At 55.4% G+C, this 15,062-nt stretch carries 15 protein-coding genes; 2 read left to right on the top strand and 13 right to left on the bottom strand.

What is annotated here, in order from left to right:
* Positions 1 to 172: 172 nt before the first annotated feature.
* From emrB to AC4OVU_RS16825, 12 genes are all read right to left on the bottom strand, one after another.
* Positions 173 to 1,720: a multidrug efflux MFS transporter permease subunit EmrB gene (emrB, locus tag AC4OVU_RS16880; RefSeq protein WP_006811709.1), complete on the bottom strand. Its 1,548-nt coding sequence runs from the start codon at positions 1,718 to 1,720 to the stop codon at positions 173 to 175.
* Positions 1,721 to 1,736: 16 nt separating this feature from the next.
* Positions 1,737 to 2,909, bottom strand: coding sequence for a multidrug efflux MFS transporter periplasmic adaptor subunit EmrA (emrA, locus tag AC4OVU_RS16875; RefSeq protein ID WP_017382776.1), 1,173 nt, complete (start codon positions 2,907 to 2,909; stop codon positions 1,737 to 1,739).
* Positions 2,910 to 3,039: 130 nt separating this feature from the next.
* Entirely contained in the window at positions 3,040 to 3,570 is a 531-nt protein-coding gene (emrR, locus tag AC4OVU_RS16870) for a multidrug efflux transporter EmrAB transcriptional repressor EmrR (protein WP_017694792.1), read from the bottom strand.
* 314 nt (positions 3,571 to 3,884) lie between these two features.
* Positions 3,885 to 5,069, bottom strand: coding sequence for an MFS transporter (locus AC4OVU_RS16865; protein ID WP_017692795.1), 1,185 nt, complete (start codon positions 5,067 to 5,069; stop codon positions 3,885 to 3,887).
* A 173-nt stretch (positions 5,070 to 5,242) separates the two neighbouring features.
* On the bottom strand, positions 5,243 to 6,238 hold the full coding sequence (gene proX, locus AC4OVU_RS16860) for a glycine betaine/L-proline ABC transporter substrate-binding protein ProX (RefSeq protein ID WP_017382774.1): 996 nt from the start codon (positions 6,236 to 6,238) through the stop codon (positions 5,243 to 5,245).
* 9 nt (positions 6,239 to 6,247) lie between these two features.
* Positions 6,248 to 7,312 carry a glycine betaine/L-proline ABC transporter permease ProW gene (gene proW, locus AC4OVU_RS16855; RefSeq protein WP_015571659.1) on the bottom strand — a complete coding sequence of 355 codons (1,065 nt, stop codon included), beginning with the start codon at positions 7,310 to 7,312 and terminating at the stop codon, positions 6,248 to 6,250.
* On the bottom strand, positions 7,305 to 8,507 hold the full coding sequence (gene proV / locus AC4OVU_RS16850; RefSeq protein ID WP_015571658.1) for a glycine betaine/L-proline ABC transporter ATP-binding protein ProV: 1,203 nt from the start codon (positions 8,505 to 8,507) through the stop codon (positions 7,305 to 7,307). The genes proW and proV overlap by 8 nt, the downstream gene beginning before the upstream one ends.
* Positions 8,508 to 8,840: 333 nt before the next feature.
* On the bottom strand, positions 8,841 to 9,800 hold the full coding sequence (gene nrdF / locus AC4OVU_RS16845) for a class 1b ribonucleoside-diphosphate reductase subunit beta (protein ID WP_017382773.1): 960 nt from the start codon (positions 9,798 to 9,800) through the stop codon (positions 8,841 to 8,843).
* A gap of 9 nt (positions 9,801 to 9,809) precedes the next feature.
* Positions 9,810 to 11,954, bottom strand: a complete 2,145-nt coding sequence (gene nrdE / locus AC4OVU_RS16840; protein WP_110293135.1) for a class 1b ribonucleoside-diphosphate reductase subunit alpha — start codon at positions 11,952 to 11,954, stop codon at positions 9,810 to 9,812.
* Positions 11,927 to 12,337, bottom strand: coding sequence for a class Ib ribonucleoside-diphosphate reductase assembly flavoprotein NrdI (gene nrdI / locus AC4OVU_RS16835; RefSeq protein ID WP_110293134.1), 411 nt, complete (start codon positions 12,335 to 12,337; stop codon positions 11,927 to 11,929). The genes nrdE and nrdI overlap by 28 nt, the downstream gene beginning before the upstream one ends.
* On the bottom strand, positions 12,334 to 12,573 hold the full coding sequence (gene nrdH / locus AC4OVU_RS16830; protein WP_017382770.1) for a glutaredoxin-like protein NrdH: 240 nt from the start codon (positions 12,571 to 12,573) through the stop codon (positions 12,334 to 12,336). Before nrdH ends, nrdI begins: the two co-directional genes overlap by 4 nt.
* A gap of 243 nt (positions 12,574 to 12,816) precedes the next feature.
* A complete protein-coding gene (locus tag AC4OVU_RS16825) occupies positions 12,817 to 13,143 on the bottom strand; it encodes an ElaB/YgaM/YqjD family protein (RefSeq protein ID WP_017382769.1) in 327 nt (108 codons plus the stop codon).
* A 158-nt stretch (positions 13,144 to 13,301) separates the two neighbouring features.
* Between AC4OVU_RS16825 and AC4OVU_RS16820 the strand changes: the two genes are divergently transcribed.
* Positions 13,302 to 13,646, top strand: coding sequence for a DUF2002 family protein (locus AC4OVU_RS16820; RefSeq protein ID WP_006811693.1), 345 nt, complete (start codon positions 13,302 to 13,304; stop codon positions 13,644 to 13,646).
* 32 nt (positions 13,647 to 13,678) lie between these two features.
* On the opposite strand, the gene alaE is transcribed toward AC4OVU_RS16820, so the two are convergent.
* Complete coding sequence (gene alaE / locus AC4OVU_RS16815; protein ID WP_015571653.1) at positions 13,679 to 14,128, bottom strand: L-alanine exporter AlaE; 450 nt, start codon at positions 14,126 to 14,128, stop codon at positions 13,679 to 13,681.
* A 496-nt stretch (positions 14,129 to 14,624) separates the two neighbouring features.
* Between alaE and stpA the strand changes: the two genes are divergently transcribed.
* Positions 14,625 to 15,032, top strand: coding sequence for a DNA-binding protein StpA (gene stpA, locus AC4OVU_RS16810; protein ID WP_110293226.1), 408 nt, complete (start codon positions 14,625 to 14,627; stop codon positions 15,030 to 15,032).
* The last annotated feature ends 30 nt before the right edge of the window (positions 15,033 to 15,062 follow it).

Below are 15,062 nucleotides of genomic sequence, written 5' to 3'. Positions count from 1 at the left end.
TGTCTTTTCACTATCGTGAATCGATTTCAGGCGCACTGCTTTATCGGAACTGACAATCGCTGTCGCGTTTTGGACAAGGGGGGCGATTGTTGCCCGGTGGCGCTGCGCTTACCGGGCCTACGATCGTAGGCCGGATAAGGCGTAGCCGCCACCCGGCAACCCGTGCACAGGGCTAGTGCGCCCCACCGCCCCCGCTACCGGCCCCAAAAGGCGGTTTGGCAAACCACACCAGCCCCAGCAGGACGATGAAGATCCCCGCCGATATCCAGAAAATCTCGTTTGCCGAGATAATCAGCCCCTGGTTGGTGATCTGCTGGGCAAGCCAGCCGGACGCCTGCTGCTCCGTCATCCCCATCCCCTCAAGCTGGCTATACATCTGCTGAGCGTTAGGGTTGAACGGGTTCACCGCTTCGGTGAGTTGAGCATGGTGCATCGATTCCCGGTTGGTCCACAGCGTGGTGGTGATCGAAGTCCCGATGGAGCCCGCCAGCGTACGGGTGAAGTTCGACAGGCTCGATGCCGCCGCCATCCGCTCAGGCGGTAAGCCGGAAAGCGTAATGGTGGTCAGCGGCATAAAGAAGCACGCTACGGCGAAGCCCTGAATAAACTGCGGCCACGCGGAGGCGCCAAAGTCCATTCCCGGTTCAAACGTATACGCGCGCCAGTAGAAGCACACGGCGTACATGATGAAGCTGAACGTCACCAGCCTGCGCATGTCGAGCTTATGGGCGAAACGGCCAATAATCGGCGACAGCAGAACCGGAATTAACCCCACCGGCGCGGAGGCCAGCCCCGCCCAGGTTGCGGTATAGCCGTACACCTCCTGCAACAGCTGCGGCAGCAGAACAATCGCGCCGAAGTAGAGCATATAGGCGAGACTGATACAGAGGCAGCCGATGGTGAAGTTTCGCGATTTAAACAGCGAGAGGTCGACTATCGGATTATCGTCCGTCAGCTCCCAGACAATCAGGAAGCTGATGGCCACCACGGCGACCACCGTCAGCACAATGATTTCCGTAGAGGCAAACCAGTCCAGCTCTTTGCCGCGGTCGAGCATGATTTGCAGGCTGCCGATGCCGACAACCAGCAGTGCCAGCCCGATGCCGTCGATCCGCCGCTGTTCGGTCCGCGTTTCGCGACCACGCAGAGACTGTAGCGTCATTAGCACCACCAGCGCACCGATGGGCACGTTGATGAAGAAGATCCAGCCCCAGTGATAGTTATCGCTGATATAGCCGCCGAGGATTGGCCCGCATATCGGGGCGACGATCACCGTCATCGACCACAGCGCGAGCGCGATGGAGCGCTTGGCGGGCGGATAGTTGTTCAGCAGCAAACTCTGCGACAGCGGAATCAACGGCCCGGCGACAATCCCCTGGATGACGCGGAAGAAAATCAGCATCGTCAGGCTGCTGGACATGCCGCAGGCCCAGGAGGCCAGCACGAACAGGATCGTCGACCAGAGGAACAGCTTCACTTCACCGACGCGCTTCGCCAGCCAGCCGGTGATGGGAATGGAGATGGCGTTCGCCACCCCGAACGAGGTAATGACCCAGGTCCCCTGGCTCAGCGATGAGCCAAGGTTCCCGGCGATCGTAGGGATCGCCACGTTTGCGATGGTGGAGTCCAGCACCTGCATGAATGTCGCCAGCGACAGCGCAATGGTCATAATGACCAGCTGCGCCCCCTCCAGCGGTTTTTGCGGCTTTTGCTGTTGCATAACGCTCACCTTCGGCTTAACCGGCGTTTGCCTTCACGATGTCATCGATCAGCTTATTGACCGGATCGAGGCTAATTTCACGGGCGTTACTTTCATAAGCTGGCGTACTGCGCACCTGGCTTGCGAGGATCTGACCGTCGCGGTTGGCGGTATCGACCGTCACCAGCGTGGAAAGGCCAATTCGCAGCGGATGGTCTGCCAGCTGCTTAGGATCCAGCTCGATACGCACAGGCAAGCGCTGTACCACTTTGATCCAGTTGCCGGTGGCGTTCTGTGCAGGCAGCAGGCTGAACGCGCTGCCGGTCCCCATGTCCAGACCGACCACTTTTCCGGTGTACTTGACGTCATCGCCGTAAATATCGCTGACCACGGTCGCGGTCTGGCCGATACGCATATGCGCCAGCTGAGTCTCTTTGAAGTTCGCATCGACCCACAGATTGTTTGCCGGAACGACCGCCATCAGCGGCGTGGTGGTGCTAATCTGCGCCCCAGGCTGTACGGAACGACGGGAAACGTAGCCGGTCATCGGGCTGACGATTTTGGTACGTTGCAGGGCAAGCCATGCGTTACGCACTTCGGTCGCCGCCTGTTTCACCGCTGGCTGGTTTTCCAGAGAGGTACCCAGCACCATCGCCTGATTAGCGTTGTACTGTTGGATCGCCACGTCCAGCTGCGCCTGTGCGCTGGCCACCGCGTCGCGGGCGTGCTGCAACTCTTCACGGCCAATCAGGTTGGCGGTGCCGAGAGGAACACGACGATTGAGGTCGCTCTGCGCCTGAGCCAGGGCCGTTTTCTGCACGTCGATATTGGCCTGAAGCTGCTTGCTGTTGATCATCAGCTGGCGGGTCTGGCGTACGCTGGAGGCCAGCGCCGTCTGTGCTTTTTCAAACGCCTGTTGGGCGTCGGTCGGGTCGAGCGTGACCAGCACATCGCCTTTTTTCACAAAGTCGGTGTTATCAGCCCAGACTTTCGTCACGCTGCCTGACACCTGGGCCATGATTTGAACCTGATTCCCTGCCACGTATGCATCGTCTGTCTCTTCAACATGACGCAAGACTAAAAACCAATAGATCCCATATGCCACGGCAATAATAATAAAGAGCAAGGTCAGCAGAATAAGGGCGCTCTTACGTTTGCCCTTTTTGTTGGCCGGTTGCTGCGGGAGGGTGTTCTCCGCATTTGCGCTCATTGTTGTTCTCCACGATCTTTTTATTTTCACATCGGCTGAGCCGACCTGTTGTCAGAAAGGCCAGCAGTTTCACGTGCTGGCCTGTCAGTTTTTCTTTTTAGCAATCTGGAATGTTGAGCGGATCGTCGCGTTAGCGCAGCGCCTCAAGGATGACGCCGTCTTCATCCATCTGGTCCAGACGGGTGAGCAGCTTGCGAGTAATGTGCTCAAGCTGGTCGCGCTCGGCGGTGCTGAGGGCAGACCAGAGCTGGTGCAGGCAGTTGTGCTGCGGTGGCAGCACTTCGCGCAAGAATTCGTGACCTTTCTCGGTCAGTTGCAGATGCAGGCAGCGGCGATCGTTATCGCTTTCACGGCGTTCAATCCAGCCGCGCTTTTCCAGTTCATCCGCGATACGGGTCGCATTGGTACGGGATGACCCCAGCGCACAGCTCAGTTCCGACGGCTGAATGCTGTGATTTTCCTGAGACTCCAGCGTAATCAACGCCATAAACAACGTCTCGTTAATCCCCTGCGCTTTCAGCATCTTGTTACGATTTTCCAGCAGCTTACCCTGCATGTGCATGCACAGGCGGGTCAGCAGGATTTCCTGATACGGGAAGTCCTCATGACGACTGGCGCGGAACTTAAGCATTTGTTCAATGGGCGTAAACGAACTATCCATTTTGGGCATAACCTCATTAATTACAGCCGATATAGTAACGACAGTGACAAATAATGTAAATGAATTATTTGTGCGGTTATATCCGCCAAACGTATGTCACCATCAGAAAGCGCCGGGTAAATCCGTGACCCGGTGAGCACAGAGAGCGTGGGGTGTGTACCCGCGAAAGAGGGGATGTGAGGACAGGGGTCTGAACTATTCATGCCGGTAGTAAATATGTCACCCACAGTAAAATTTCTGGGATAAATGATTACCGTTACCTTAACAGATGCAGGCCCCCTTTACACCCCAGGGGGCCCAAAGCAATGTAAAACTTAGTGAATTGCTTCCTGACGGTGATAGCCGCGCCACCATACCAGCAGATTTATCGCCGCGACGATGGCGCCGATGGCGCACACGCCCGTCCAGCCCGCATGCTGCCAGGCGGAGGCTGAGATTAGCGAGCCCGCCGCGCCGCCGATAAAGTAGCTGGTCATGTACCCGGCCGTCAGACGGTTACGGGCATCCGGCTTCACGCGGTAAATCACGGTCTGGTTGGTGATATGTACACCCTGCACGGTGAGGTCGAGCACCAGAATACCGACAATCAGCGCCAGCACAGAGACGTGTCCGTACCAGATGGCCGCCCAGGAGAGCAGGAGTAAAACCAGCCCTGCGGAGGTGGTCATATGAGATTTGCCTTTGTCGGCCAGCCCACCCGCCGGGCGCGCGCCCAGTGCGCCAGCCGCGCCTGCCAGCCCGAACAGGCCAATCACGCCTTCTGAGTAGTTAAACGGCGGTGCGGCGAGCAGAAACGCCATCGACGTCCATAAGATGCTGAAGTTAGCGAAGGTAAGACACCCCAGAACGGCGCGCGTGCGCAGGAGTTTATCCCGGGTGAAGAGGCTGAAAACGGAGGCGAGGAGCTGCGGATAGTTCAGGTGATTTTCCTGCTTCACCTTTGGCAGGCCGCGCCACAGGGCCAGCGCCATGATAACCATCAGCACGCTCGCCACCCAGTAAACGGTGCGCCAGCCGCCGAGGCTCGCCAGCAGCCCGGCAACGGTTCGCGCCAGCAGGATGCCCAGCAGCAGGCCGCTCATGATAGTGCCGACCACTTTGCCGCGTTTTTCCGGGGAAGCCAGCGTCGCGGCGAGGGGAACCAGAATTTGCGCCACCACCGAGAACAGCCCCGTCAGCGCGGTGCCGATAATCATCATCGTTAACGACTGGCTGCTGGCGGTGATCAACATCCCGCCTGCCGCCAGCAGCGTCATGGAGACGATCAGCATCCGGCGCTCAAACATATCGCCTAATGGCACCAGGAACAGCAGCCCGGCCGCATAGCCGAGCTGTGCGGCGGTGACAATAAACCCGGCGGAGCTGGCTGAAAGATCGAAGGCGCGTGCGATGGTGTCGAGCAGTGGTTGTGCGTAATAGTTGCTGGCGACGGCCAGACCCGTTGCCACGGACATTAAAAGGATGAGTGCGGGGCTAAGCCCTTGAGTTGTTTTTGTCATTAGTTTCAGGAATCGTGAGTTAAGTGATTATTTTTCCGGAAACATAATAACCAATGATGGTGAATGTTGGGGAATTGTTACGTGATGGATTGTGCGGTTAAGGTTGGGTGCGGTTTGATCCCCTCACCCCGGCCCTCTCCCAGGGGGAGAGGGTTAGGGTGAGGGAAAATGTTTTACTTCTGCGCCTCAAGCGCCTCTTTCACCCAGCCATCGAACTGCTGCTGGTGGGCTTTGATCCAGCCATCCACGTGGCCTTTGATATCAGCTTCGGATGATTTACCCGCGTGCATCATCGCGTTCTGGGCGTTAATGTCTGCCAGCGGCAGTTTCATCACCGAGAACAGCTTCGCCGCCGCCGGGTTTTTCTCGGCCCAGGCTTTGTTCGCCACAATATGCATGGTGTTCACCGGGAAGCCATAGTTCATGCCGTTTGGCAGTTTGGTGTCGATATCTTTCTGCTCGCCTGGCAGGGAGGAGAAGGGCACCTGCAACCACACCACGTCTTTGCCCGGCTTCAGCACGTCGCTCACCCAGTACGGCGTCCAGGTGTAGTAGATCACCGGCTTGCCTTCTTTAAAGCGGGCGATGGTGTCGGCCATCATCGCAGAGTAATTGCCGTGGCTCACGTCGACGGTCTTCGCCAGATCGAAAGCTTTGTTCTGGTGGTTAATCACCGCTTCACAGCCCCAGCCCGGCGAACAGCCCATCATGTCGGCTTTACCGTCACCGTTGGTATCAAACAGTTTTGCGATCTTCGGATCTTTCAGCTGTTCAATATTGGTGATGTGATATTTATCGGCGGTTTTCTTGTCGATCAGATATCCCTGCGCAGCGCCGGTCACAAAGGTGCCTTCGCGGTAGAATTTCTTGTCACCGCCTGCGGCGGCATACATGTCGTCGTGCAGCGGCTGCCAGTTCACGGCGGTAAAGGTGGCATCACCGGAGGCAATGGAGGTATAGCCCACGTTGTAATCCACTTCGCTGGCGGTATTCACCGTATAGCCCAGTTTCTCCAGCGCACGGCTGACAATCTGGGTCTGGAAGGACTCTTCCGAAATGGTGCTCTGCACCGGCTGCACGGTAATGCCTTTGCCCGGCAGGTCAGCGGCAACTGCGCTGGTGGAGACAAGGGTCGCAAACGCTGTGGCAAAAAGTACATTATGTCGCATCGTTGTTCCTTATTTTGTAAATGGGCGGGTGAGTAACCCGACAGGGCCGGTGGTGTACCAGCGACGGTTGCCGCGACTACGTGAATCACGACCGACAGCCTGGGTCAGGCGGTCAAGAATGATGGCGAGGATCACAATCCCGACGCCGCCGACGGTCGCCAGCCCCATATCGAGACGGCCAATGCCGCGCAGTACCATCTGACCTAACCCGCCAACGGCAATCATCGAGGCGATCACCACCATCGACAGCGCCAGCATCAGCGTCTGGTTAACACCTGCCATAATGGTCGGCATCGCCAGCGGAAGCTGAACCTTAAACAGCATCTGACGCGGGCTGGCGCCGAACGAGCGCGATGCCTCTATCAGATCCGCAGGCACCTGGTTAATGCCCAGAATAGTCAGGCGAATAATCGGTGGCAGGGCGAAGATAATGGTCACGACCACCCCCGGTACGTTACCGATGCCGAACAGCATCACGATAGGCACCAGGTAAACGAACGCTGGCGTGGTCTGCATCGCATCCAGCAGCGGGCGGATAATCTTCGCGGCCCTGGGGCTGCGCGCCAGCCAGATCCCCATCGGCAGGCCGATCACCACGCAGAACAGCAGGGCGGTCAGCACCAGCGCCAGGGTGATCATCGCCTGAGACCACGCGCCAATCGCGCCGATGGCAATCAGGGAGATGAGCGTGGCGATCCCCATACCCGCGCTGCCGAACTGCCATGCGATCAGCGAGAACAGGATAATCGCCACCGGCGCGGGCATGCCCAGCATCAGCTGCTGGAAGCCGTTCAGGATGTAATCCACCGGGATGCGGATCCCCTGGAACACCGGACGGAAGTGGGTAACGACCCAGTCGATCCCCTCCGTTACCCAGCTATCCAGCGGGATCAGCGTCTTGTGGAACGGATCCATAATATTGAAATGCTCTGGGGCAGGCGCTGGTGCGCTGTTGAGCCAGTCTGCCGCGCCGCCGCCATCGGCAGGCGCAGGCGTCGACCCCCACGCATCGGCAGATTGCGCCGCGCTGTCCGCTGCTTCAGTGGTGCCCCATGGGTTTGATTGATCAGCCATTGTTTGTCCCCTCGCGATCTAAAGCCTGTAGCAGCATCCGTTTTGAGATGATGCCAACGTACTGTTGTTCTTCACCGACGACCGGCACGGCGCACGGCGCCTGACCCACGTGAGAGAGCAACTCGCTGAGCGGCGTTTCGGCGTCCACGGCAAGCGGAGCGTCAATCAACGCCGCATCGATTCCCTGGTTTTCGCTCAGGGCGGTTTTTAGAGAGTCGATGGAGACCACGCCGACAAATTTATTGCCGCGTTCAACCAGATAACCGTATTCACGGTCTTCGTCCTGCAACAGCTTCAGCGCGGAGCGCGGGCCAAAACCTGGCGTTTTACGAATAATGCCGTTTGGTGTTCGACGGGCAATATCTTTCGCACTGAATACGTGGCTAATATCCACGCCGCGGAAGAAGGTGCGCACATAATCATTCGCCGGATTATTGAGAATTTCATCCGGTGTGCCGACCTGCACCACTTCACCATTTTGCATAATGGCGATACGGTCGCCAATACGCATGGCTTCATCCAGATCGTGAGAAATAAAAACAATGGTGCGCTGATGTTTGGCCTGTAATTTTACCAGCTCATCCTGCATCTCGGTGCGAATTAAGGGATCGAGCGCCGAGAAGGCTTCGTCCATTAATAAAATGTCCGGATTAATTGCTAATGCGCGCGCTAATCCCACACGCTGACGCATACCGCCGGAGAGTTCATCCGGATACGCATGAGCATAATTTTCCAGCCCGACCTGACGCAGTGCATCAAGGGCTTTTTCCTGACGTTCCTGAGCGGGCGTGCCGGCTAACTCCATGCCAAAGGCGGTATTATCGAGTACCGTCATGTGCGGCATCAGTGCAAATGACTGAAACACCATCGCAATTTTCTTTCTGCGCACCTCACGGAGATCTGCGTCTGATATTCTGGCGATATCCACGCCGTCTATCAGCACCTGTCCGCGGGTGGGTTCAATCAGGCGATTGAGAAGGCGAACCATAGTGGATTTACCCGAACCGGATAATCCCATGATGACAAAAATCTCGCCTTCTTCAATGGCCAGACTGGCGTCTTTAACGCCAAGCGATAGCCCGGTTTTTTCCAGAATTTGCTCTTTCGTAAGGCCTTTCTCAATATATTTGAATGCGCGCTGCGGGTGCTCGCCAAATACTTTATAAAGATTTTTCACTTCTAATTTAATTGCCATGCAATAGAGAGTGTCCTGTTATTTGTTTATGTCGATATGATTACCATGGTAAATAGTTAACTGGCATTACCCTAACATACTCAGAATCTGAGACAACCCTGGACCGGCCTGAGGCCGGAATTTTGCCGCAAGCGAAACGGCTGAATTTCCCATGAATAAAGGGCTGAGGGCGGTTTGAATTTTTCTCAATTTTTTGCTGTTGCATGGGAGAATTTCGCCTGAATCGGTGTGATTCAGGCGAATATGACGGGGAAATTACAGTGTAGTACGTCGTGGAATATTCGGCTGGAAATAATGAAATGCAGAGTTAATTAATGAACGTTAAGTCATTCATTAAAAATCCCAGTCCTCGTCTTGCGTTTCCACCGCTTTACCCATCACGTACGACGAGCCGGACCCGGAAAAGAAGTCGTGGTTTTCATCGGCGTTGGGCGACAGCGCCGCGAGGATCGCCGGGTTCACCTCCGCCATTTCTGGTGGGAATAACGCTTCGTAGCCCAGGTTCATCAGCGCCTTGTTGGCGTTATAGCAGAGGAAAGCTTTTACGTCCTCTTCCCAGCCCGTTCCGGCGTACAGCTCTTCGGTATAGCTCAGCTCGTTGTCATACAGATCCATCAGTAAATCGAGGGCAAAACCTTTGAGTTCCTCGCGTTTTTCCGCGCTGACTTTCTCCAGCCCTTTCTGATACTTATAGCCGATGTAATACCCGTGTACCGCTTCATCGCGGATGATGAGGCGAATCAAATCGGCGGTGTTGGTGAGCTTGCCCCGGCTCGACCAGTACATAGGCAGCCAGAAGCCGGAATAGAAGAGGAAAGATTCCAGGAACACGCTGGCGATCTTCTTCTTCAGCGGCTCGTCGGCCCGGTAATATTCCAGCACCAGATCTGCCTTGCGCTGCAATGACGCGCTCTCTTCACTCCAGGCGTAGGCCGCGTCCACGTCTCTGGTCTGGCACAGGGTGGAGAAAATCGAGCTGTAGGAGCGGGCATGGACCGCCTCCATAAAGCTGATATTCGACATTACCGCCTCTTCGTGCGGGGTCAGCGCATCACTCATCAGCGCGGGCGCACCCACGGTATTCTGAATGGTGTCCAGCAGCGTCAGGCCGGTAAAGACGCGGATTGTCAGCTGCTGCTCGGCATGGCTCAGGGTTTGCCAGGCCGGAATATCGTTGGAGAGCGGGACCTTTTCCGGCAGCCAGAAGTTGCTGGTCAGGCGGTTCCAGACCTCCAGGTCTTTATCATCCTGAATTTTGTTCCAGTTAACGGCACTTACGCGTGACAGTTTCATCCTTTCTCCTTACAGCGCGCAGGACACGCAGCCTTCAATTTCGGTGCCTTCCAGCGCGAGCTGGCGCAGGCGAATGTAGTACAGCGTTTTGATGCCTTTCTTCCAGGCGTAGATCTGCGCTTTGTTGATATCCCGCGTGGTGGCGGTGTCCGGGAAGAAGAGCGTCAGCGACAGCCCCTGGTCCACATGTTTAGTCGCCTCGGCGTAGGTATCAATGATCTTTTCCGGGCCAATCTCATAGGCGTCCTGGTACAGCGCCAGATTCTCGTTGGTCATAAACGGGGCAGGGTAGTAGACACGCCCGGTTTTGCCTTCCTTACGGATTTCAATCTTCGACACGATGGGGTGGATGCTCGACGTGGCGTGATTGATATAGGAAATGGAGCCGGTTGGCGGCACCGCCTGAAGGTTCTGGTTATAAATGCCGTAGCGCATCACCTCTTCACGCAGCTGTTGCCACATCTCACGCGTCGGCAGGGTGATGCCAGCGCGGGCAAACAGCGCGCGTACTTTTTCGGTTTTCGGCTGCCAGTCGCCTTCCAGATACTGGCTGAAATACTCTCCGCTGGCGTAGCGGGACTGCTCAAAGCCTGCGAACCGCTGGTGGCGTTCGCGCGCCAGCATCATCGAGGTATGCAGCGCATGCCAGGTGATGGTGTAGAAATAAAGGTTGGTGAAATCCAGCCCTTCCGGGCTACCGTAGGCGATGCCCTCCCGCGCCAGATAGCCGTGCAGGTTCATCTGCCCAAGGCCGATGGCATGCGACGCGGCGTTGCCTGCCTCAATGGACGGTACGCTGCGGATGTGGCTCATGTCCGATACCGCCGTCAGCCCACGAATGGCGGTCTCTACCGTGCGGCCAAAATCGGGTGAATCCATGGTATGGGCAATATTCAGCGACCCGAGGTTACAGGAGATATCCTTGCCCACGTCCGCGTAGTCGAGGTTTTCGTCGTAGCTGGACGCGCTGTTGACCTGCAAAATCTCCGAGCACAGATTGCTCATGTTGATGCGCCCGGCAATCGGGTTAGCGCGGTTCACCGTGTCCTCGTACATGATGTACGGATAGCCGGACTCAAACTGAATTTCAGCCAGCGTCTGGAAGAAATCGCGGGCGTTGATGGTTTTTTTGCGAATGCGATCGTCGGCCACCAGCTCGTCGTACAGCTCGCTTATCGCCACGTCGCCAAAGGCTTTGCCGTAAATCCGCTCAACGTCATACGGTGAGAAGAGCGCCATGTCGGCATTCTCTTTAGCCAGCTTAAACGTGATATCCGGGATCACCACGCCGAGCGACAGGGTTTTGATGCGGATCTTTTCGTCGGCGTTTTCACGTTTGGTATCCAGAAAACGCAGAATGTCCGGGTGGTGCGCGTGCAGATAAACCGCGCCCGCGCCCTGACGTGCGCCGAGCTGGTTGGCGTATGAGAAGGCATCTTCCAGCATCTTCATCACCGGGATGACGCCGGAAGACTGGTTTTCGATGCGCTTAATCGGCGCGCCCGCTTCCCGCAGGTTCGAAAGCAGAAACGCCACGCCGCCGCCGCGTTTCGAAAGCTGTAGCGCCGAATTCACCGCACGGCCAATCGACTCCATATTGTCTTCAATACGCAGCAGGAAGCAGGAGACCAGCTCGCCGCGCTGGGCTTTCCCGCAGTTAAGGAACGTTGGCGTGGCGGGCTGGAAGCGACCGGAGAGGATCTCCTCCGTGAGTCTTTCGGCCAGCGCTTCATCGCCCTGCGCCAGCGTCAGCGCCACCATCACCACCCGATCTTCAAAGCTTTCTAAATAGCGTTTGCCGTCAAAGGTTTTCAGGGTGTAGCTGGTGTAATACTTCCACGCGCCGAGAAACGTCTGGAAGCGAAAACCGCTGGCGTGCGCCCGTTCAAACAATGCCACCACGAAGGCGCGGTCGTAGGGTGTCAGGACACGCTCTTCGTAATAACCCTCTTTTACCAGCCAGTCGAGACGTTCCTGCTGGCTGCCAAAGACGACGCTGTTCGGGCGTACATGAGCGGCAAAAAAGGCGTCCACCGCCTCATGATCTTTGCCAAACTGAATGCGCCCCTCGCGGTCATAGAGGTTTAGCATGGCGTTTAATGCGTGGTAATCCGGCGTCGCCTGAATCACGCGTTCTGCGGTTGTCGTTGCCAAAATTCGTTCACTCCTTTACGCACGTTCTCTACGTCCTGCTGTGTCCCCATCAGTTCAAAACGATAGAGATACGGCACGCCGCATTTTTGAGAGATGACATCCCCGGCGCGGGCAAAGGCCTCGCCGAAGTTGCGATTGCCTGCGGCGATCACGCCGCGAATCAGCTGCCGGTTATGGGGATCGTTCAGAAAGCGGATCACCTGACGAGGCACAGCCCCTGCGGTGCCGCCACCGCCATAGCTGGGCACCACCAGAATGTAGGGTTCGTCTACCTGAATACGCTCCCGCTCGTTCAGCGGAATGCGTATCGCGGGCAGCTCGAGACGCTCCATAAACCGAAGCGTGTTTTCCGAGCTGCTGGAAAAGTAGACCAGCGTGCTCATGCACTGACGCCCTGAGCGGCAAGGCGGTTGATCATGTCCGGACGGAAGCCAGACCAGCTGGTGTCGCCGGCAACGACAACCGGAAGCTGACGGAAACCCTGCGCCCGCAGGGTGTCTGCCGCGTCGGGCACCTGATCAATATTGACCATCTCAAATGCCACGCCGCGGCTCTCCATCGCCCGTTTCGTGGCGTGGCACTGAACACAATCGTTACGAGTGTAAATAATAATGCTCATGATTCGTATTTCCATTTAGAATGAGAGAACGGCGCGAGTAAACGCGTCATGTTGTGTGTGTCTTTCTAAAGGGAATACTAGATGTAGTTGCGATAAGTTTCAACCACACAAGATATGGGAAATACAGATTAATAAGGCCCCAACGATGAGCCTGGCGGGGCAGGGCGGGCTGTGCGGGTTTTTCAGGCTGTCAGGCAAAGAAAAGCCCCGGCGCCTGAGGCGACCGGGGCTGAGAACGCGCGCTTACTTACGCAGGCTAAGCAGGGCGCCGACAAAAATCCCGACCGCCGCGACCGTTCCCAGCGTACAAAGTGGTTTTTCACGTACGAAGGTGGTGGCGCAGCTGGCCATGTCGCAGGCCGCCTGAGTGGTACGTGAGCGGCCATTCATCCTTGCCCGCGTTTCACGCAGCAGAGACTGAGCCTTACGTTTCGCGGCATCTGCTTCGTCCTTCGCGTCAGAGCCCCAGGATTTCAATACGGCTTCCAGCGTGTCCGCTAATTGGCTGACATCGTTACGAATATCCTGTGTGTCGTCATTAATATCGTTTCGGTTCGGTCTGTTAAACATACGATCCTCCATAATTTGTGTTCCCGTTTAGTTTAGTCCAGAAATGTAATATCTGAAGCGAGTCACGGCTTATCGGGCAGTTTATGGAATATTCTGAAAGCCCTGCTAATGCTGAATACTGTAAGGTTGCCGGGCAGGAATGATAATGAGGAAAAGATATGTATTTACGACCCGATGAGGTGGCGCGCGTTCTTGAAAAAGAAGGGTTCACCATGGATGAGGTAACATCAAAAGCGTACGGATATCGCCGTGGTGAGAATTATGTTTACGTCAACCGTGAAGCAAGAATGGGGCGTACTGCTCTCATTATTCACCCGACACTCAAAGACAGAAGCCTGTCATTTGCTGAGCCCGCCTCGGATATTAAAACCTGCGATCATTATCAGCAATTTCCGCTCTATTTAGGCGGCGAGACGCATGAACATTATGGTATTCCGCACGGTTTCAGCTCGCGTATGGCGCTGGAGCGGTTCCTGAAAGGGCTGTTTGGCGACGTACAATAACTCTGCGACTGGCCTGAGCCAGTCGCCTTACCTTACGCTTTTGCCTGGCTATAAGGGCTGACTTTAAACAGGCGGCGGCAGTAGTCAAGAAAGTAACCGTACACCGCACCCATCAGCATGGATACCACGATATTTGAACTTACCGCAGCGGCGATTTGATGCCAGTCTGCGCCCACCGTCAGCAAAATAACCACATACACCGGGGACTGGAACGTTACGTAAGCCAGCACGTCCGCCAGGTTTTTTACCCAACCCGCCGGGCTAATACGCCGGGCTAAACGCATCACTGCATCGCGATACAGGCCGTACGGCCAGGCAATCATGATATTCACCGGAATGGCCACCAGGCGCGACGAGAGGGATTGCTCAAAGGACATTCCCGACAGGAAAATTTCAATCAGCATATTCACGACGGAACAGTAAACGACCATCGCGAACGTATCCGCTACCGCATGGCGCAGGCGAGACTGCGGTGAGAACATGTCTGAACTCCTCGAACAGGACAAAAAAGTGGCGTTTTACCTGCGGCCTTTAGTGCTTTAGGTTGGTTTGTTATGAGTGTATAGCGTATCTCTCTGGCTTTTAACTAACAAGTAGTGATTAATTTTTATTTACTGGCGCTTTAGCCATAAAATTCTCTAAAGTTGTGCGTTTTTTGCGCGCTTCGTTATTTTCTCTCCTTGTCCATATTTTATTAAAATAAATCAATGGATTAGTTTATCAGTGCGCGTGTGAAACCTCTGTTGTGTGGGAGAGTGGAGGCGGTTTTTTGAACTGTTTTAAACAGGGGTTTTTGGCCTGGGGAAGGGCGGTATATTACGCATTAAAACAGACATATATTTCGGGGTTATATTAACGGGGTATTCTAAAACATTTACAATAATGTCAAAACGTCAGGGTGGGTAGATATCAGAACAAAAATCAATTATTCTGTTGCCTGATTTATGTTATACACACGAAGAAAGGTTTTTCATTATTATGGCTTTAACGTTACAGAATCTTAATAATATTCGTACCCTCCGGGCGCTGGCACGTGAATTATCCATGGATGTTCTGGAAGAAGTGCTGGAAAAATTCCGGATTGTCACTGAAGAAAAACGCAGCGAGCAGGCTGAATTAGAGCGTCAACGCGCTGAACAGCAGGATAAAATTAATGCTCTGCTGGAACTGATGAAAGCTGACGGTATTTCTCCGAGCGATCTGTTAGGCAGTGATCTGGCGCAGGCGGGTCAGCCGACGAAAAAACGTAAAGCGCGTGCGGCGAAATATCGTTTTACTGACGCGAACGGTGAAGAAAAAACCTGGACCGGCCAGGGGCGTACGCCAAAGCCAATTGCAACCGCACTGGCAAACGGTAAATCGCTGGACGATTTCCTGATCTTATGATTATTCGGGCGGTGTATTCCGCCCGATTAT

The organism is Enterobacter sp. 6722112 (assembly GCF_058661685.1).
The sequence above is the reverse complement of the archived record's forward strand: the minus strand, read 5'-3'. Positions and strand labels throughout refer to the sequence as shown.